The organism is Streptococcus sp. 27098_8_148 (genome assembly GCF_041432105.1).
Taxonomy (GTDB): domain Bacteria; phylum Bacillota; class Bacilli; order Lactobacillales; family Streptococcaceae; genus Streptococcus; species Streptococcus parasanguinis_AE.
On the sequence record NZ_JAPVYY010000003.1, the window covers coordinates 224,861 to 245,026 of the forward strand.

The 20,166-nt window shown below is 41.9% G+C and carries 16 protein-coding genes; 3 read left to right on the forward strand and 13 right to left on the reverse strand.

Annotation, left to right across the window (positions count from 1 at the left end; genetic code table 11):
- Positions 1–29 precede the first annotated feature (29 nt).
- From O3646_RS04075 to O3646_RS04105, 7 genes are all read right to left on the reverse strand, one after another.
- The gene (locus O3646_RS04075; protein WP_347111768.1) at positions 30–1,502 is read right to left on the reverse strand and encodes a helicase HerA-like domain-containing protein; all 1,473 of its coding nucleotides are present in this window, start codon (positions 1,500–1,502) and stop codon (positions 30–32) included.
- A gap of 210 nt (positions 1,503–1,712) precedes the next feature.
- A complete protein-coding gene (gene sodA / locus O3646_RS04080) occupies positions 1,713–2,318 on the reverse strand; it encodes a superoxide dismutase SodA (RefSeq protein ID WP_061455362.1) in 606 nt (201 codons plus the stop codon).
- 88 nt (positions 2,319–2,406) lie between these two features.
- A complete protein-coding gene (holA, locus tag O3646_RS04085; RefSeq protein ID WP_195623119.1) occupies positions 2,407–3,441 on the reverse strand; it encodes a DNA polymerase III subunit delta in 1,035 nt (344 codons plus the stop codon).
- A gap of 23 nt (positions 3,442–3,464) precedes the next feature.
- Positions 3,465–4,067 (reverse strand): DUF805 domain-containing protein, encoded by a 603-nt coding sequence (locus O3646_RS04090; RefSeq protein ID WP_070673824.1) that lies wholly within the window; start codon positions 4,065–4,067, stop codon positions 3,465–3,467.
- 75 nt (positions 4,068–4,142) lie between these two features.
- A complete protein-coding gene (locus O3646_RS04095) occupies positions 4,143–6,389 on the reverse strand; it encodes a DNA internalization-related competence protein ComEC/Rec2 (RefSeq protein ID WP_347111767.1) in 2,247 nt (748 codons plus the stop codon).
- Positions 6,370–7,038 carry a helix-hairpin-helix domain-containing protein gene (locus O3646_RS04100; protein WP_371610573.1) on the reverse strand — a complete coding sequence of 223 codons (669 nt, stop codon included), beginning with the start codon at positions 7,036–7,038 and terminating at the stop codon, positions 6,370–6,372. Before O3646_RS04100 ends, O3646_RS04095 begins: the two co-directional genes overlap by 20 nt.
- Before the next feature lie 66 nt (positions 7,039–7,104).
- Positions 7,105–7,851 (reverse strand): 1-acyl-sn-glycerol-3-phosphate acyltransferase, encoded by a 747-nt coding sequence (locus O3646_RS04105; protein WP_070673821.1) that lies wholly within the window; start codon positions 7,849–7,851, stop codon positions 7,105–7,107.
- Positions 7,852–8,026: 175 nt separating this feature from the next.
- Between O3646_RS04105 and O3646_RS04110 the strand changes: the two genes are divergently transcribed.
- The 3 genes from O3646_RS04110 (at position 8,027) to O3646_RS04120 (ending at position 11,446) form a co-directional block, all read left to right on the forward strand.
- Positions 8,027–10,366, forward strand: a complete 2,340-nt coding sequence (locus O3646_RS04110; protein WP_371610574.1) for a cation-translocating P-type ATPase — start codon at positions 8,027–8,029, stop codon at positions 10,364–10,366.
- An 80-nt stretch (positions 10,367–10,446) separates the two neighbouring features.
- Positions 10,447–11,193: a tRNA1(Val) (adenine(37)-N6)-methyltransferase gene (locus O3646_RS04115; protein WP_021152863.1), complete on the forward strand. Its 747-nt coding sequence runs from the start codon at positions 10,447–10,449 to the stop codon at positions 11,191–11,193.
- Positions 11,183–11,446, forward strand: a complete 264-nt coding sequence (locus tag O3646_RS04120; RefSeq protein ID WP_004219743.1) for a GIY-YIG nuclease family protein — start codon at positions 11,183–11,185, stop codon at positions 11,444–11,446. Before O3646_RS04115 ends, O3646_RS04120 begins: the two co-directional genes overlap by 11 nt.
- A 16-nt stretch (positions 11,447–11,462) precedes the next feature.
- Here O3646_RS04120 and O3646_RS04125 read toward each other — a convergent pair whose 3' ends face one another.
- The 6 genes from O3646_RS04125 to O3646_RS04150 all read right to left on the reverse strand — a co-directional run bounded on the left by O3646_RS04125 (position 11,463) and on the right by O3646_RS04150 (position 20,134).
- Entirely contained in the window at positions 11,463–12,356 is an 894-nt protein-coding gene (locus tag O3646_RS04125) for an aldose 1-epimerase family protein (protein WP_214259756.1), read from the reverse strand.
- Between the two features lie 350 nt (positions 12,357–12,706).
- Positions 12,707–14,278, reverse strand: coding sequence for a DEAD/DEAH box helicase (locus O3646_RS04130; protein WP_049486402.1), 1,572 nt, complete (start codon positions 14,276–14,278; stop codon positions 12,707–12,709).
- A 788-nt stretch (positions 14,279–15,066) separates the two neighbouring features.
- Complete coding sequence (locus tag O3646_RS04135) at positions 15,067–15,975, reverse strand: magnesium transporter CorA family protein (protein WP_003006305.1); 909 nt, start codon at positions 15,973–15,975, stop codon at positions 15,067–15,069.
- Between the two features lie 41 nt (positions 15,976–16,016).
- Positions 16,017–16,397, reverse strand: coding sequence for a PH domain-containing protein (locus tag O3646_RS04140; RefSeq protein ID WP_004219989.1), 381 nt, complete (start codon positions 16,395–16,397; stop codon positions 16,017–16,019).
- Positions 16,398–16,475: 78 nt separating this feature from the next.
- Positions 16,476–18,023, reverse strand: coding sequence for a peptide chain release factor 3 (locus tag O3646_RS04145; RefSeq protein ID WP_049483662.1), 1,548 nt, complete (start codon positions 18,021–18,023; stop codon positions 16,476–16,478).
- Positions 18,024–18,208: 185 nt separating this feature from the next.
- Positions 18,209–20,134 (reverse strand): DUF2207 domain-containing protein, encoded by a 1,926-nt coding sequence (locus O3646_RS04150; RefSeq protein WP_371610575.1) that lies wholly within the window; start codon positions 20,132–20,134, stop codon positions 18,209–18,211.
- Positions 20,135–20,166: the final 32 nt, after the last annotated feature.

A 20,166-nucleotide genomic window follows, 5' to 3' on the forward strand; every position in this document is an offset into this window, starting at 1 on the left:
TAAAAAGTTTATTTCTTTTCATCAAAGGCTTATTTTCGTTTAAAGGAGCCCATAATGAGCTTAGCGATCTCACGCGCAATCGTCCGGAATAAGGAACTCAAGAAGGAATCCTTAGCTTTTTCAAGACTGGATTTTCTTGGGCGACCTGGACTGCGTTTTTGCTCTGCTTTTTCCGCCGTAGCTCGTTCTTTTTCTGCTTCTTTTTTCTCCTCTTCTTGTGCTTCCTTGCTTGCTTTAGCTGCTAATTTTTCATAGGCAGATTCCCGATCAATCGTCGTCGCATACTTTTGATGGAAAGGCGATGTTGTGATCAAGGCCAATTGTTCACTTTCATTTAAGAGGTCAAAACTCGATTGAGGAGAGAGAATATAAGCACGCTCAACAACACTAGGTTGCCCCTTCTCATTCAGGAAAGAAACCAAGGCTTCCCCTGTCCCTAATTCTGTGATCACTGTTTCTGTATCAAAGTCTGGATTCGGACGAAAACTTTGGGCAGCCACCTTGATGGCCTTCATTTCTTTTGGTGTATAAGCTCGAAGAGCATGTTGTACACGATTTCCAAGCTGTGCCAAAACAGATTCTGGTAGATCTTGAGGATTTTGGGTAATAAAGTAAATCCCTACACCCTTCGAACGAATCAGGCGCACGACTTGCTCGACCTTCTCAAGAAAGAGCTTGCTTGCATCCTTAAAGAGGAGATGGGCTTCATCAAAGAAGAAAACCAGTTTTGGCTTTTCGGGATCCCCAACCTCGGGAAGTGTTTCAAAGAGACGAGACAACATCCAAATTAAAAAGGTTGAATACAATTTTGGTGAATGAAAGAGCTTTGTAGCCGAAAGAATATTGATATACCCACGCCCTGATGCATCGAGTTGCATAAAGTCATTTAAATCAAGTGCAGGCTCTCCGAAAAACTGATCCGCTCCTTCTTCTTCAAGAACCAAGAGGCTTCTTTGGATCGCACCGACAGATTGTTTGGTGATATTACCATATTGGGCAGAATAGTCTGTGCTGTGTTCATAGACTTCCTTTAAAAGTCTTTGCAGGTCCTTCAAATCAATCAAGGGCCAATCTTTCTCTTGAGCCACTTTAAAGACAATTGCAAGAATTCCTGATTGAGTTTCATTCAAATCAAGCAGACGAGACAGAAGCAATGACCCCATTCCTTCGACAGTCGCACGAACAGGATGACCAGCTTGGCCAAAGACGTCCCACAATCGAACAGGGAAGGCTTGTGGCTCAAACGGATCTGTGATACCAAGAAGCTTGTAGCGTTCTTCCAGTTTTGGTGTCCATTGCCCGGCTTTGGCTAAGCCAGATAAATCTCCCTTGATATCAGCTAGAAAGACCGGAATACTCTCTTTGCTTAATTTTTCTGTGAGGACCTTGAGGGTAACTGTTTTCCCTGTCCCTGTTGCTCCTGCAATCAAGCCATGACGATTCAACATACGTAAATAGATAGGCGTCTCAACTGCTCCTTTGGTAATGGTAATACTAGTCATTTCATTTCTCCCTGAATGTTTCAGTTTTCATTTTAACGGTCATCTTTTCCTTGCCTAGGCCCTTCAAACTGGGCTTCTGATAAGTAAGACACACTCCTATTAGTGTATCATTTTCCTGTCCAAACGCAAGAAATTATACTCCGATTTTCCGGATACAAACAAAAAAATCTATAAGAGCCAATTGTCGCTCTTATAGATTCCTTTATTTTATTATTTTGCTGCTGCAAACAAGTCATTAACTTTATTCCAGTTGATCACTGAGAAGAAAGCTTTGATGTAGTCAGGACGTACATTACGGTATTTCACGTAGTAGGCATGTTCCCAAACATCCAAACCAAGGATTGGTGTTTTTCCTTCAGAGATTGGTGTATCTTGGTTTGCTGTTGAAGTGACTTCAAGTTTACCTTCTTTATTGACAACCAACCATGCCCAGCCAGAACCAAAACGTGTCGTTGCTGCTGCTGTGAAGGCTGCTTTGAAGTCTTCAAATGAACCAAATGTGGCATCAATCGCTGCAGCAAGTTCTGCTGAAGGAGCTGTTTGTTCTGGAGTCATCAATTCCCAGAAAAGAGCGTGGTTCAAATGACCACCACCATTGTTGATCACAGCTTGGCGAATGTCAGCTGGAATGGATTCAACATTAGCTAACAAGCTTTCAAGGTCTTCTCCAATTTCAGGATGTTTTTCAAGAGCTGCATTCACATTATTTACATATGTTTGATGGTGTTTATCATGGTGCAAATGCATGGTTTCTTCATCGATATATGGTTCCAATGCATCGTAAGCATATGGTAATTCTGGTAAAATGATTGCCATTTTATGGTCCTCTTTTCTTTATTACTGACTTGATAATAACGCAAACAGCTAAATTATTCAACTAATCTGCTTGCAATTTCATTCATGTTTAGACGCTATTTGCCACTTTTAAAAGTGCCAAATCAAATAAGTAGTCTTTATCATACGTTCCACTTTTAATTGCATAATCCGTCTCGATGAAGGTCATCATGGCCTGCTTCAGAAAGGACAGGGAAAGCTTGCGGCTATCCCGCAAGGCAAACTTCACCTGATATGGATTGACCTTGCGTCCTGACAACTCCGACAAGCTCGCTACGATTTGGCTTTCAGATTGACCTTCTTCTGAAAAAATTTTTACTTGAGAAAACATTCGGAATTGCCCCAACAGAATAGCAATCAATTTTATTTCATCTTCTCCTTGTAAGCGGAGATCTTTCACCAAATTCCGGGCTTGATCGATTTGGCGTTTGAGAATCATTTGGGTCAGATCAAAAATATTATCTTGCAAGGTTTTGGGAACAACCTCCTCAATATCTTCGAGGGTAATCTGACCATCCTCTTTATAAGCCTGCAAAAGAGCGAGATTCTTCTGTAACTCTCCAAAATCATAGCCAGATTTTAAGAGTAGTTGGTCCAAGGAATCGCCCACAAACTGCAGGCCCAATTCTTGGGCTTGGCTTGCAAAATAGCGCTTTACCTCTTGCTCTTTAGGAGTCGCCGCTTCAATGATTTGGGCATCCCGTTTTAGGAGTTTGACCAAGCGACGCTTACTATCTAATTTTCCTTCTGCAAATATCAGCAAATGGGTCGATTCAGAAGGATTTTCCAGGTAGTTTTCAAATTGCTTCAGATCTTCATCTGTTAAATAGCGTTTTTTGGCAGTCGTCAGATCCAATAAGTGATCCAAAATCACAATTTTTTCATCAGCGAAAAAGGGAAGACTGACCAAATCCAGCTCTACCTCAGCATAGGAGGCTTCCTTCATATCAAAATAAGAATAATTCAAATCTGAGGGATCATAGCCTATTTTTTTTAAAATGTCTTTTTTTAACCATTCAAATTGACCTACATCCTCGCCTGTCAAGACAAGAATAGAAGGCAGAGTTTGAACCGTCAGATGTTTAGTGTCGGTAATTGCTTGCATGAAACTCTCTTATCTTTATCCGTTTAGTGGATTTCGTGTTCAGCAGCCATTTTTTGTTCCAATGGTGGTTTTTCGTCGGACAAATCTGGAGCTGCTACAAAATTAGGAATTTGCTCAAACGAGCTGCCTCCAAAGCTTCCTTCTGTCGCTGTGACCTGTGGTTCAGAAGTTACTCCCATAGGAGTTTCTACTGGTTGTGGGAAGGTATTTTTTCCTGGAAGCATCATGAGAATCAGGAGAGAAATAACTGTAATCACCCAAAGAAATAGGAAAATATCTAGCCCTGACAATAAATAGAGTAAAACCGGACCAAGGTTCAAAAAGATCCAAGACCAATGGATCCCAGCATCCCGCAAGCGACGCACACAAATGGCTTGACTGGGTACCAAAATGAGGAAGTAAAAGAATGCTAAGAAAGCGAGTGCCCATAGACCTGTTTTAGAATGAACAGTTGAAAAATTGAGTATTTCTTGAGCATTTTGATGGGATAAAGAAGTCACGATGTAAAAAACCCAAAGAGGCAAAGAAATCAGGAAATTCCAGAAAAAAGCTAGCCAAAAATGAGCTCGACTGGTCTTACTTGAAAAATCTGCATACTGTATCCAAAATTGCTTAAATGCGTTCATACGATTCTACCTTTACATTGATTTCACCTTCTATAATAGCAATTTTCAGCATAGAAAGCAAACCTCTCCTCATCTCTAGCGGACCGTTTCTACCCTCCAATGATCCCACCCAATCAAGCGAATCGCTCCCCTTTCATCGGTACGAAGGTAAGAAATGGATCGTTCCTCTAAACGATCAAGCAATTCTTTATGAGGATGCTGGTAGCGATTTTTCTTTCCAACGGAGATTAAGGCCAATTGAGGATGTAGCTGATCCAAGAATACATCACTAGAGGAACCTTTTGATCCGTGGTGGCCTACTTTCAAGACATCTACTTGTAATTGTGGATCGTTTTTCAATAGTTTTTTCTCTCCAGCTTCTTCCAGATCACCTGTAAACAAAAACCGTTTCTGATAAAACTGCCCATAGAGGACAATCGAATCATTATTTTTGCCATCCCCCACTTCATCAGGAGATAAGACTTCGAGATGATGATCAAAAATAGGAAGTTGATCCCCTCTCTGGACTACTTTAACTGGACTATGAAGCTGTTTCAATTTATCTTGAAATTTGGAACTGGTTAGACTGCCTGGACTGACATACACTTTTTTAACCGGGATTTGTCTGGCAACCTCTACCATATCGCCCATATGGTCCTGATCTGTATGGGTCAAGACCAAAGCATCGAGTTTTCCAACACCTCGACTCTTGAGATAGGGAATCAAGGTTTTATCCGCGTTGGCAGATTGACTGCGCTCTTGCCACTTGTCTCCACTTTTAAAAGTGACGCGTCCTCCGACATCAATCAAAATGGTCCTTCCTTTCCAATCGCGTAAAAAGATACTGTCTCCTTGACCGATGTCCACCATGGTGATCTCATTTTCTAAAGGATGCTTGGTCCAACAAAAGATGAGTAGAATCATACCGATGAACAGAAAACGAAGTTTTTTTTGCTTTCGAAGATCATATAAGGTCCCTAAAAGAAGTAAGAGGACGATCAGAGCTAATCCCGTCGGTTGACCAAATACCAACGGTAGCGACGTGAGCTTTGAGATCCAACGAATACACTCCTCTATGAGTAGAAAGAAACTATTAAAAATCGTAAGCGGCTTTAGAATCGATAAGATAAATAGCACTGTTAACCCTGGAAGGAGAACAAGATCAAACAAGAAAGAAAAGAGGAAGGTTAAAGGGAGTGACCATGGTTGAAAGACACTAAAATAATAGGTCAAAAGGGGTAAGATCCCCAGACTAATCCAGAAACTTTCCACTAGCACCTTTTTAATTCCTGAATAAGAATTAGTATCTACCAAGGTCAAAATAAAGGCATAAGCACAACTCAAGACTCCTCCAGCTGTCAGGAGAAACTTGGGCATGAGAATCATTAAGAGCATCAAGGTCATCGCCATATTTTCCATCCCTCGGATGCCCTTTTGAGAGAGGATTTTTTGTAAGAGACTGCGAACCACTGAAACAGAAAAACCTGTCAAGCCAGCATAGACCAAAGAGATTGGAAGCATCCAGATATCGACTGTCTCTTGCAAGATTCCTAGACGTAAGAGAGCTTTTCGGATCCCATTGATGAAAAAGCCGACCTGCATCCCAGACAAGGCAAACAAATGAATAATCCCTAAACTCGTGTAAAGCTGATCCATCTCCTCAAAATCCGTATCTAAATAACCAAAAAGAAGGCCGGTCATATACTGGTTCATTGGCTGCGGAAAGTGCTCCTTGCTCCAAACAATAGCTTGGCGCCTCCATTGAGATAGCCAGTCAAAAACATTCCAAGTTTGGATGGGAAGCGCGGATTGGATCGCCTCAATTTTTATTTGATAGTGAATCCCCTGTGTTTGCAAATAAGACCGGTAGTCAAATCCTCTAAAATTTCGCTGCCCTTCTGGCTCTTCTATATCACCTTTATACGTCAACTCCAACAAATGAGTTTGACTTTGCCACTGTTGTTTTTCTTTTTCTGATTTTAAAGTATAAAAGACTTGGTAGGTCCTACCCTGATTTTTAGCACGAAAAGACAGGGCGTCCCCATTGATCTTGATGCTATCTGGAATCAGGCGTAAGTGGGGTGGCAGCTGACTTTCTGCTTGTACTGGATGATCCTGTAGTCGCTGAAAGACAAAGAAGGCCGCAAAACAAAGGGTTGCTAAAGCAAGCCCTAGCAAACTTGAGCGCTCCCCTTTATAGTGATGAACCGCTAAAACTCCCACTACTACTAGACCGCTGATCGAAAGCCAAGATGGTTGATAGATACTAAAATACAGCCATAGGAGCACAAAGGCGAGATGGACAAGCGAAAAAGGGAGGTCTTTAATCCACCGTGAAAGCATCTCTTAGTTTCTCCAGTGTTTTCTCTCCGATTCCTGAAACATTCTTCAGATCATCCACTGATCGAAAAGGACCATTTGCCTCGCGATAGGCGATAATGTCCTGGGCACGTTTCTGTCCAATGCCTGATACGGTTTGGAGCTCTGATTCGGTCGCTCGATTTAAACGGACCTTGCCTGTTTTTTCTGCTGGCGCTGACGAAGTTACAGGACTTTCTGAACTTCCAAGTGCCGGAACATCCTCCCCTTCTTTAGCAACATAGATCACTGCTTCATCGGTGAGTTTTTGCGCCAAGTTGACCGATTGGCGATTGGCATCTGCTGTCATCCCGCCTGCCTTATAAATAGCATCATGGACTCTGCTATTGGAGCGCAACTCATAGACACCTGGTTGTTTGACGGCTCCTTTGACATCGACCGTAATGATCTCGGGTGCATCAGACACAGAAGTAGCCGTCTTTTCTTCTTTGGAACTATTAGTCTGCACCTTTTCTTTGCTCGAAGTTGAACTAGAAGACTGATAAAGATCCGGTATGGTGGATGCACTTGACTGAGGTCGATGAAAAAGAAAATACCCTCCAAGTAAGAGTCCGATAGCAGTAAGAGCTAAAAAGAGCTTATATTCTTTGATTTTTTCGATGATATCCTCCATAAGAAACCTCCTCTCACTTTTATTATTCGTAAAAATAAAAAAAACTGAGAAAAACTCTCAGTTTTTTTACTTGTTTTTCCGATGTTTGTCTGGATCCCATACAAAGCTTGCCAGGTAACTAAAGAGCAAGGTCAAGATGCCCACGACTAAGACAAGGGGAATCAAAAGGATTTTTAACAAGCGAATCAAGATAAAAGGTTTTGTTGGGGTGTTGATCGCTTGTGCTTCCGCATCCAAGCGATCAAACTCCTCTTGGATACGGCGAGCAACCTCTGCCACTCCTTCGTCATTCATCTTTTTAATATCCGAAATATCAATGGGATGTCCAAAGTTCATATCAATGCGTTCACCCGTTGCCAACCCTTTCAAGTCTCTTGGACCAGTATAAGTCACTGGCATGATACGGACCTTCGCCATTTTGGCAATGATGGCAACACCGCCTTTAACGTCTTGAGAATGACGACTTCCACTTGGGAACATAATCAAAGAACGGTTGCTCTTTTTCAGCATATTGACAGGATACTTAATGGCTTCTGCTCCCGGATTTTCACGGTCGATCGGAAAAGCCCCACACATGCGAATCCACCAGCCAAAAATACGATTGGTAAAGAGCTCTTTTTTTGCCATAAAGATAAATTGCTTTGGCTTGGTCGCAAAGGCCATATAGACCGGATCCCACCAAGTCCGGTGAGGCGATACCAAGATGTAGTTCTCTTTTCGATCTGGAATATTGTCCTTATGATGGTAATGGGCATTCCCATTTAAAACCCACAGAATAAAGGCAACAAGGCCACGTAAATAGGTATAAAACATAGTTGTTCCTCAAATCCATTTCATTCGTCTCTCTACAAGATATTCCATCCTGTAAAAGGTTCTTTCTTATTATACCGTATCCTGATTTTGACCGCAAACCTTTTTTAGATAAAAATTGTCTCAGCGGACCGATTCTAGATAGTCTTTTTCTCAAAAAAATGATATCATATTGTCTATGGAAACTATTGATTTAAAGGGCTTGTCCCTCAGTGAAGTCCGTAAGAAAATGGATCGCGGACAAACCAATGATTTTACAACGAATACAAGTACCAGTACCTGGCAAATTATCAAGCGCAACGTCTTCACCTTGTTTAATACCTTAAACTTTGTGATTGCCGTGGCCTTGGCTGCTGTACAGGCCTGGAGCAATATGATCTTTTTCGCAGTCATCTGCTTCAATGCCATTACAGGGATCATGACCGAGATGCGCGCCAAGCGGATGATTGATAAGCTCAACCTCATGAGTCGTGAGCTAGTGACTGTCATTCGAGACGGGGAAAAAGATGCGATTCCACCAGAAAAGCTTGTTCTGGGTGATTTAATGCTCTTATCTTCGGGTGAGCAGATCCCTAGTGATGCCGAAGTCATGTCTGGTATCGCTGAAGCCAATGAAGCTATGCTGACTGGTGAGAGTGATCTGGTCTTAAAAGAAGTTGGTGATGAACTGCTTTCTGGTAGTTATATTGCCAGTGGTCAAGTCTATGCCCGTGTCAAGCGAGTTGGAGCAAACAACTATGCCAACAAACTGATGATGGAAGCTAAAACCTTGAAGCCTATCAATTCGCGTATTCTTTATAACTTAGCGAAAATTTCAAACTTCACTGGTAAAATTATCATCCCATTTGGCCTTGCCCTCTTCTTTGAAGCACTATTGATTAAGATGCTGCCGATCAAGGATTCTGTCGTGAATTCTTCCACAGCTCTCTTGGGAATGTTGCCAAAAGGAATTGCCTTACTGACAGTTACGTCTCTTTTGACAGCGGTTATTAAGCTCGGTATGCGCAAGGTTCTTGTCCAAGAAATGTACTCAGTAGAAACCTTGGCGCGTGTGGATACCTTGTGTCTTGATAAGACCGGTACCATCACTCAAGGGAAGATGACAGTCGAATCTCTCCATAGCTTATCTGATCATTTTTCGGAACAGACGATCCAGGTCATTCTCTCTGCTTACATGCAATATAGCGAGGACACTAATCCTACTGCTCAAGCTATTCGCAAGGCTTATGGGGAGTTGGAGCATGCTTATACTGCGGAAAACATTATTCCTTTCTCAAGTGATCGGAAATGGGGAGCCATGCACCTATCTAACCTTGGAACTGTCTTTCTCGGTGCTCCTGAAATGCTCCTTAAAGAAAATCCAGCTGCTGTCGTCGAAGCACAAGCTCGTGGATCGCGCGTGCTCGTCTTGGCTCACAGTTCAGAACTGATCAGCATGCAGGAATTGAAACTGCCTGAAAATCTTGAAGGGATTGCAGTTATTGAGATTACAGACCCCATTCGTGAAGGGGCTTCAGATACTCTTGAGTATTTGCGCTCTCAAGGAGTGGATCTCAAAATCATCTCCGGTGACAACCCTGTGACAGTCTCTTATATCGCTCAACAAGCTGGCTTCAAAAATTATGAGAACTACATCGATTGTTCAAAAATTTCTGATGACCAATTAGTGGATCAAGCAGAAGAAACAGCTATCTTTGGGCGCGTGTCTCCTCACCAGAAAAAACTGCTCATCCAAACCTTGAAAGCAGCTGGTCGGACAACTGCTATGACAGGAGATGGGGTCAATGATATCCTTGCTCTTCGCGAAGCAGACTGCTCCATCGTAATGGCCGAGGGAGATCCAGCAACCCGTCAAATTGCCAATATTGTTCTTTTGAACTCTGACTTTAATGACGTTCCAGAAATTCTTTTTGAAGGCCGTCGTGTGGTGAATAACATTGGACGAATCGCTCCAATCTTCTTTATCAAAACGATCTATTCCTTCCTCTTGGCTATCATCTGTATTGCCAGTGCTCTCTTCTTTAACGTCAACTATTTGCTGATTTTCCCTTTCATTCCTATTCAAATCACCCTGATCGACCAATTCGTCGAAGGATTCCCACCATTTGTATTGACCTTTGAACGCAATATCAAACCGGTTGAAAAACACTTCTTGAGACGTTCCCTTCTGTTAGCCTTACCAAGCGCCTTGATGGTCGTCTTTAGTGTCTTGTTTATTCGCCTTTGGGGAGCAAGCCATGGTTGGTCTGCAACCGATATGTCTACTGTATCCTACTACTTACTTGGATCCATCGGTTTCCTATCCGTTATCCGTGCTTGCCTGCCACTAAATATCTGGCGGGCCCTCCTCATCCTCTTCTCTGTAGTAGGATTCTACGCATCTGCGATCGTGTTGAAAAACTTGATCGAGATTTCCCTCCTTACAGCCACTACTTTCCCAGTTTATCTGGCATTGATGGCCATCTTTACAGGAGTCTTTATCCTCACTACAATTCTCCAAAAATATGAATTTGATTAAAAAAGTTGAGAGTAAAAACTCTCAACTTTTTATGTTTTATCGATCTTTCCCCAGGCCTCTTTTCATGCTATAATAGAGCCATGACAGATATCGAATTAAAAGACGGCGAGCGCGTCAATCAACTTTTTTCAAGTGATGTGAAAATTATACAAAATCGGGAAGTCTTTAGTTATTCCGTGGATAGCGTCCTGCTCTCGCGCTTTCCAAAATTGCCCAAGCGGGGCTTGATCGTAGATCTCTGCGCTGGAAATGGGGCCGTGGGACTTTTTGCGAGTACTCGGACAGAAGCCCAGATCATTGGTGTCGAAATACAGGAACGTCTGGCGGATATGGCAACCCGCTCCATTGCTCTCAATGGCTTGAACCAGCAAATGTCCATGATCACCGATGATCTCAAGCATTTACCCCAACATATCAAGGGCAGTAAGGTGGATATTATCCTCTGCAATCCCCCTTATTTCAAGGTGGATGAGCATTCCAATCTCAATGAGAGTGAACACTACCTCTTAGCTCGACATGAAATTACGACCAATTTAGATGAGATTTGCCATGTGGCTCAGCGAGTTCTTAAATCAAATGGCCGCTTAGCGATGGTCCATCGTCCAGATCGCTTCTTGGATATCATCGAAACCATGAAACGTTACAATCTTGCACCTAAGCGGATCCAGTTTGTCTATCCCAAAGTGACCAAAGAGGCGAATATGTTGTTGATTGAGGCGATCAAGGATGGCTCACTGGATGGTTTAAAAATTCTGCCTCCCCTCTTTATTCACAATGAAGACGGCAGCTATACAGACGAGATTCATGAGATCTACTATGGAAACTAAGGCTTACATGTATGTCCTAGAGTGTGCGGATGGCTCCCTCTACACTGGCTACACCACGGATGTTGAAAAACGCCTAAAGACTCACAATGCTGGAAAAGGCGCCAAATATACACGGGCTCGCCTCCCCGTTAAACTTCTTTACCAAGAATCCTATCCAGATAAACCCTCTGCTATGTCTGCCGAGGCTCTCTTTAAAAAGAAATCACGCCAAGCAAAGCTAAACTATATCAAAAAGAACCGTCGGACTCCTTAGTCCAACGGTTTTTCATTTACAAAATGGTGATACGGTACTGGTGACTCCGTGTTTCTTGAGGAGCCAACTGGATCACACCTTTTTTATCTTCGAAGAAATCGCCCTCTTCTGCAGATGTGGAAATACCCGTCCAAGGCTCCAAGGCAATGAAAGGCCCCTTGTTATTGGTAGACCAAAGGACGAGATTCTCAAAATCTGCAAAGGCAAATTCCAAACCTTTACCAGATTTTTTCGAGAGGAGCTGCACAGATTTAGAAGCTAATTGATCTAAAATAATGGCGTCTTTTTCAAATAGTTCATGGCGCAAAGGTAGGCTACGACTATGGTCTAAAAATGGCGTCCGCTGCAGGCGATCAACCAACCCGGTTTCTGTGAACAAGAGAGGAACGCTACAGCTTTCTTCTTTTTCAAAAATCAACTCGTAGTCTTCATAGTCTTCATCTGCTAAAAGGGGACAACGAAAGGCTGGATGCCCTCCAATGAAATAAGGCATGACTTGATCTGACTCTAAATTTTGCACGCGATAGGTGATGGTGATCTCTTTCCCCTGCAATTCATAGATAATTTCCACTCGAAAATGGTAGGGATAATTTTGTAAGCTTTCGTCGTTATAGGTAATTTCAAAGACAAGACGATGGTCTGTTTGTTCTTTGAGTTCAAACTCTCTCTTCCGAATAAGGCCGTGTCTTGGAAGCTGGCCTGTCTTCACTCCATCTTTTAGATGATACTGCACTTGACCATTACGAACACTCCCGCAAATCGGAAACAGAACCGGCGCTTGTCCTGACCAATACTCTGGATCCCCTTGCCAAAGATATTCTATGCCTTCCTTACTTCGAATGGAGCTCAATTCCCCACCAAATGTCTTAAATTGTAATTCTAGATCACCATTTTTTAATGCAATCACCATGGGCGACACCTCTTTTTAATTAGTATAGTTATTATATTCATTATAACCTTTTAGAAGAGATTGTCAATTTTTATTTTTCTAGTCAAAAATTTTAAAAAAATAAGAAAAAATCCTTGACAAGGCTTGGAAATAATTGTAGACTTAATATGTTAACAGAAATATTCCATTTTAGGAATTCATTCTTTCTGTTGTCTGACTTTTTTGGATGCTCCTTATCATGATACATTTTTCTAAAAGAGTCAGTTATCATTTAGGTCTCCTTATAAATATACAAGGGTTAACAGCTGGTTAACCCTTGTATTTTTGATTTTCATTAAAAAAACGGCCTATTGCTAGACCGTTCTTAGAGCTTATTTATCCCCTTTGTTGCGGATGACAAATCCATTTTTCTTTTCATTGGAAGTACGATGAGGACGTTTGTTGCCCTTGCCTTCAAAGTCTCGGCTATTTTTATTGGACTTACGTTTGAAATCACGGCGTCCACCTTCACGGTCATCTCTGCGATTGCGGTCACGACGTTGGTCTCCACGACGGCCATTTCCACGGCCACCTTTGCCTTTTCCACCAAAGCCACCACCGGATGGTTTAAATGGTAATGGTTTTTCACGCGCAATTTCAACTTCTGGAAGGCTGTCTGGATCTTGAACAGTCAAGCTCAAGATATACATGGCCAATTCTTCAGGAGTGAATTCTGCAGCCAATTTGCGAGCATCCTTGCCAAACTTCTCAAAGTTGGTCCGGATTTTTTCATCTTCAAAGTCTCGCTCAATTTTCTTCAGCGCTACTTGTTTTTTCGCTTGGAAGGCTTCTTCTGCTGTTGCAGGTTTCATTCCCTTCATCCGCTTTTTGGTCAAGTTCTCAATGATTTGCAAATAGCCCATTTCATTTGGCGATACAAAGGTAATGGATTGCCCTGTTTTCCCAGCACGACCTGTCCGTCCGATCCGGTGAACATAGCTTTCTGGATCTTGTGGAATATCGTAGTTGTAGACATGGGTCACACCTGAAATATCCAAGCCACGTGCCGCAACGTCTGTTGCTACCAAGACGTCCAAGTTCCCATTTTTAAAGTCACGAAGGACTCGGAGACGTTTGTTTTGATCCAAATCACCGTGAATTCCTTCTGCTCGGAAGCCACGAATCTTCAGGCCACGAGTCAATTCATCAACCCGGCGTTTGGTCCGACCAAAGACGATGGCAAGTTCTGGTTGCTCCACGTCCATGAGACGAGTCATGGTATCAAATTTTTCGCCCTCTTTGACACGAATATAATATTGATCGACCAAATCGGTTGTCAATTCTTTGGCCGCAATCTTAACGTGTTCTGGCTCTTTCATAAACTGAACACCGATGCGTTTGATAGCTTCTGGCATCGTTGCTGAAAAGAGCAAGGTTTGGCGTGTTTCTGGAACACGGCTAATGATGGCTTCGATATCTTCCAAAAAGCCCATGTTGAGCATTTCATCTGCTTCATCCAGGATCAAGGTTTCAATATGATCGAGTTTCAAGGCCTTGCGCTTGATCAAATCTAGCAAGCGTCCAGGGGTTCCCACAACGATATGAGCACCTGACTTCAAGGCTTTGATTTGCTTTTCAATGCTTGATCCACCATAGACAGAGCGGACTTTGACACCCTTACTGCGTCCAAAGCGGAAGAGTTCTTCCTGACTTTGAACCGCCAATTCACGAGTTGGGGCAATGACAAGTGCTTGAATCACTGTGTTATCGACATCGATCTTCTCCAACGTTGGAAGACCGAAAGCGGCTGTTTTACCAGTCCCTGTTTGCGCTTGACCGATGACATCTTTTCCTTCAAGAGCCAACGGAATGGTTTGTTCCTGGATGGGGCTCGCTTCTACAAAGCCAGCTTTTTCAATTTCTGCTAATAATTCAGCAGATAAGTTAAATTCATTGAATTTCAATTCTTTCTTCTTTCTAAAAAGTGGTGCGAAGCCACTTTATCACACTTCTTTTCAATGCGAAAACGCACTGATTGCATAGGAAGTCTCCTTCCCGGTTACCTGTCGCAAGACTCATCTAAAGGAAAACCCAATCGTTTTTTTATGGAATTCCCTTCTGCGAAAAATGTTTTCGCACTAGCGGATTTGGTTGATTAAAGTCGTTTTCCAAACGAAAAGACACCAAGATCCTCCTTGTGGGAGATTGACCAACATTCCTTTTCTAATTGTTCCATCTCACCAGCATTTCTCTCATACAAGTTTGCAACTTATCTAGTATAACACAATGGACGACCAAATGATAGTCAAAGGAGAATAATTTTATTTTTTAGGAAAAATTTTTAAAAACTTGAAAATAGTCAAGAGGGCAGTTTCCCCTAGATTTAGCTGACTTTCTTCTGACACCGTTCAAGAATCCCTTTAAATAGGAGTATAAAAACTTCGGAAAAACTTTTTTTGGTAGTTCTTGCGTTTTTACAAATAAATATGTATAATACAGTTAGTATCTAAAATATTTCTGTATAAAGAAATAGGATCATTTTATCTGATTCAACGATTTATTCTAAGTTCTGATTTATTTAGAACCACTCAGTACTATTAAATCTACTCCTACTATTTCCAAGAAGATTTTGTACAGTCAATGAACTATTCACACTGCCCCTTCTTTGGAGAGGAGGGCAGGTGTCTAGATGGTTCCTATTTCTCAGATTATTCTAGATACGAAGAGGCTCGGATTTCTCCAAGCCTCTTTTTTATCTTTGTTTCACAATCCACCGCATAACCTTTCCCAAAATGAGCCATAATATAAAGCTACATACGGATACATAAATCCAAGCATTGGGATCCTTTGTCATCGGAAGAGGGATATTCATTCCAAAGAAACCGGTGATAACGGCTAAAACCGCCAACAAGGCTTCAAAGATGGTTAGGGTTGTCAAATTGTCATTCAAGTTGTTGTTTAGGATATTGTTGTAAGATCCTGACAACTGTTGCAAGACATTGGAAATCAACTCAGTCATCGAAGCCAACTGACGCGCTTCGATCATGGCATCATCAAACTGCTCTTTTTCAACATCATTCATCCTGCGATAAATGGCATGCGCTTTAATATGTTCTAGCAACATCCGATTTTGCTTGGCTGCTGCGACCAGATACACCATACCGGTCTCAAGGTCAGACAGGGCATAAAGATTCTTGGTCGTCGTTGTCTTTCGAAGCAAACGATTGAGTTCATCCTTGTGCTTATCTAAGCGATCAATAATCGGATAATAAGCATTACTGATCATTTCAAGACCTGCAAAAAGCAACTTATAGATCGACAACTCCCCATGGCTTTCCAAATAGCGAACCATTTGTTCAATGATATAGGCATTGTCCTGGTTACTGATGGTCACGAGTCGCGTATCTTGAACGATAAAGGTCATAGGGATGGTTTCGTAGTATTCCTTGTCCTTTTCTAAATCCAATACATTGTAGATAAATGTGATCGTACCGTTTTCTCGATTATAATCCATATGGGCACGTTCGTTCTTATCCATCGCGTACTCAATGGTTTCTTTGTCAATCTCGTATTTTTTATAAAGATATGAGTTTTCAGCAATCATATCCGAGTCGATATTGATCCATTTCCGATCTTGACCCAATTGTTTTTCGATAAACATTCCGTCTCCTTTCTCAACTGTTCTCTATCAAAATGATATTTTTATTTAAAAACTGCACTGGCTAATGCTTGCTGGATTTCAATGACGCTGCTGTCACTCTTGAATTGTAAAACTTCTGAAGGCTCGACTGCAGAAGAGACCCAGATTTTTAATTCGGCATCCAAATCAAAATGACCGGAAGTTTCGACTGAAAATCGAGAGATCGAGCGATAAGGAAGGGATTTGTAGGACGTTTTCTTTCCTGTTACTCCTTGCTTATCCACCAAGATCAAACGAAACTCTGTAAAGACGATTAAATCACGAATCAAGCTAAAAGCAAGTGTGACTTGCTCTCCCGGCACCAAGATATCTTCCAGATCTCTTTCTACTTTATCAACATTCTTTTGAGAGGCATTGCCCATCAAACCACTTAATAATCCCATCATTTCTCCTTTATAAGCGAAAACGGATAGATTTTCGTTTTCTTATTCTATTGTTATGGATCGATTTTGAATCGTTCCTTACCCCATCTTTTCTTCCAGCTCAACATCTGGATACTTATCCGCAAACCAGCGGAGGGCAAAGTCGTTTTCAAAGAGGAAGACAGGTTGGTCAAAGCGGTCCTTCGCCAAGATATTCCGGCTTGAAGACATGCGCTCATCTAAGTCTTCTGGTTTGATCCAGCGAACGGTCTTTTTACCCATTGGGCTCATGACCACTTCGGCATTGTATTCATTTTCCATCCGGTGCTTAAAGACTTCAAACTGAAGTTGACCAACGGCACCTAACATGTATTCACCTGTTTGGTAGTTGGTATAGAGCTGAATAGCTCCTTCTTGCACCAATTGCTCAATCCCTTTGTGGAAGGATTTTTGCTTCATGACGTTCTTAGCTGACACTTTCATGAAGATTTCAGGCGTAAAGGTTGGCAGTGGTTCAAATTCAAACTTGTTTTTGCCCACTGTCAAAGTATCTCCAACCTGATAAGTACCGGTATCGTAAACCCCGATGATGTCTCCTGCTACAGCATTGCTGACATTTTCACGGCTTTCGGCCATAAATTGAGTCACGTTAGATAACTTAGCGCCCTTACCAGTACGAGGCAGGTTGACGCTCATCCCACGCTCAAATTCGCCAGATACGATCCGCACAAAGGCGATCCGGTCGCGGTGACGAGGGTCCATATTGGCTTGGATTTTAAAGACAAAGCCTGAGAAATCCTTATCATAAGGATCGACAAGTTCGCCATCTGTCTTCTTGTGGCCGTGTGGCTCCGGAGCAAACTTGAGGAAGGTTTCCAAGAAAGTCTGTACTCCAAAATTGGTTAAGGCTGAGCCGAAGAAGACGGGAGTCAATTCACCCGCAAGGATGGCTTCTTTTGAAAAGTCATTTCCTGCTTCTTGCAAGAGTTCGATATCGTCTTTTACTTGCTCGTAGAAAGGGTTGTTGGCAAAAAGCTTGTCTCCGTCTTCTAGACTAGCAAAACGCTCGTCTCCTTTATAGAGTTCCAAACGTTGGTTATAAAGGTCATAGAGTCCCTCAAAGGCTTTCCCCATCCCAATCGGCCAGTTCATTGGGTAACTGGCGATTCCCAAGACTTCTTCTAATTCTTGTAAGAGGTCCAGTGGCTCACGACCGTCACGGTCCAGCTTATTCATAAAGGTAAAGACGGGAATGCCACGGTGTTTCACAACCTCAAACAGTTTCTTGGTTTGAGCCTCGATACCCTTGGCAGAGTCTACAACCATAACCGCGGCATCCACCGCCATCAAGGTCCGGTAAGTATCTTCTGAGAAGTCCTCGTGCCCTGGGGTATCTAGGATATTAACGCGCTTGCCATCGTAGTCGAACTGCATAACAGATGAGGTTACCGAAATCCCACGTTGCTTCTCGATATCCATCCAGTCAGATTTAGCAAAGTTTCCTGTTTTCTTCCCTTTGACAGTACCGGCTTCCCGAATCTCTCCCCCAAAGTAGAGCAACTGCTCTGTAATCGTCGTTTTACCAGCATCCGGGTGGGAGATGATGGCAAAGGTACGGCGTTTTTTAATTTCTTCTTGTACGTTCATGTTCCTAATTCTTTCTCTTCTTATTTTTTGATAAATTTATAAATTCATCTCTACATCGGATTTCTCCTCAATTTCTCTATCTGTCCTATTATAGCGAAAATAGGTACTTTTTTCAACGATGATTCTTCTTTGAGAGCAAAAAGAAAGACCAAAATCCGTCGATTCTAGTCCTCTTATCATGACTGTTAGAAGGCTCCAAATCCTCCGCCACCGCCACCATCAGAAAAGCCACCGCCGTCAAAACCGCCACTGCCATCTGAGGAGTTAGTAGAGAAGCTTGAAACGCTATAGGAATCATCTGCATAACTCATCAAGGTAGAGCCGTCTAGGAAGGAATTTGAAGAGGTCGTTATCCAAACAACAGCATCCCAATCCTCATATGGTAAGGAAATCTGATGATTTTTGAGTACCTGACTCACTTTTTTAGCTTGACCATACATAGTTGCATAGACTAAGATGCGATTCCATAGGATGACACTCTCAAGTTCTGCTTGGTTGAAATTTGGAATACTTTCGATCATATTTCGAAAGGCCATCCATTGGAATTGTGAATCCAAGTTTTCTAAGGATTGGAGATGTTCTTCGCGAATTTTCACAAGAATATAAAATGGAATGAAGAGAACGACCAACAATACAATCATCCAAAAATAGAAGGAAGATAGGTGTGATCCAAATCCAAGAGATAAGAAACACATGCTCACAAATAAGATCAGTAAGAGCCAAAAATGTAAGGCACAGCCTGTTTTAGAAAAAGCTTCTTCTTTTTCAGATAAGTCTCTAAAATAAGAAGGCAATCCTAATTTTGCAATTTCCTTTTCTACCCCTTTTGACAATTGCTGGGCATCCTTTTTTAAAAGCGATTGAACGGCACTTCCGACTTTTCGAATACGGTCTCGTTGTGTATCTGATTTAGCAGCTCGAAAATCTTTTTTTAAGGCTGCTTTGTCGATTTTATACCTTGAAAATACTTCACTGATATTGATTTCAGATTCTTGATCAAAGATCATTTCAATAAACTTCAATTCAAAATCAGCCAAGCCTTCATAATGGAGACAGGTCAAGGTTTCCCCATTTTCATTCCTAGTCAAACGAAGATTTCCTCGATCAATGAGATCCAATATAGTTGCTTGGATGAGATGATTGAATTTTAATGGTCCTTTCTCTCTAGATATCACCATCCGTTCAAAATCAAGTTGATACAGTGCCTTAGCTAGGACAAGAGGAGGTAAATTCTGTGGTGGTTCGTATAATCGTACTCCTTTTGCAATCCGACGAGTTCTGGTACTGATAAAATACCGGATCCATGGAATGAAAGCGAGGATAAATAAAAGAATCGATACAATTGGTACAACCTTAAGTAGAAGGGTCCGATAGAGGAACGTTTTTTGTTCAATGGATTTCTCTTTTTTGAGAAATTTCTCTTTTCCTTTTCCCTTGTTAATCTCATTTGCTTGTTCTCGACGCAGGGCTTCTGTCATTGGCCAATAGGCATGCAGTTCGAGCTTTCCATTTTTTGGAAAATCCTTTGTCCAAATATGATAACCAGTTTCAGTCCGTTCGACTTGGGCTGGTGGATTAAAGTAACCAGTATGGGCATACAGTTTTCCTTGCTTAGCATCCAAGCCATCCACATAAAAATCTAATTTCGCGACTTTCTCATCTCCATCTGAAATAGGAAACCAATTCAGTTCTGCAATATCCTTGTAGAAAGTCAAGAGATGATCAATCTTCCATTTCACTTTGATCTTGACTGTGCCACCGACGATACGGGCATTGTATATTTTTAATTGACGGCCATCTTCCAGATCTGTTTCCTCTACACGAATCTCTCGTTTTTCCCCATCCACATAGGCTTCCACCTCAGGATTACGATGAATCTTAAACCCTTTTGGAAGAGGATCTGCGCTTCCTAAGGTCACATATTGACCATGATAGCCTGTCTGAAACTGATAGGTCAGCTCTTGTGTAAATGTTGCTTGGCTATCTTCCTGCAATTGGAGGTGTCCTACATAGGATTCAATCGAATAGCGAACTTCATCATCTGCATGTGCGATCGTGATTGTACAAACCAAACTCCAAATAAGGGAAATCATTAGCAAGAAACGCTTCATATATTCTCCTTTAATATAAAACAGGGTTGAGA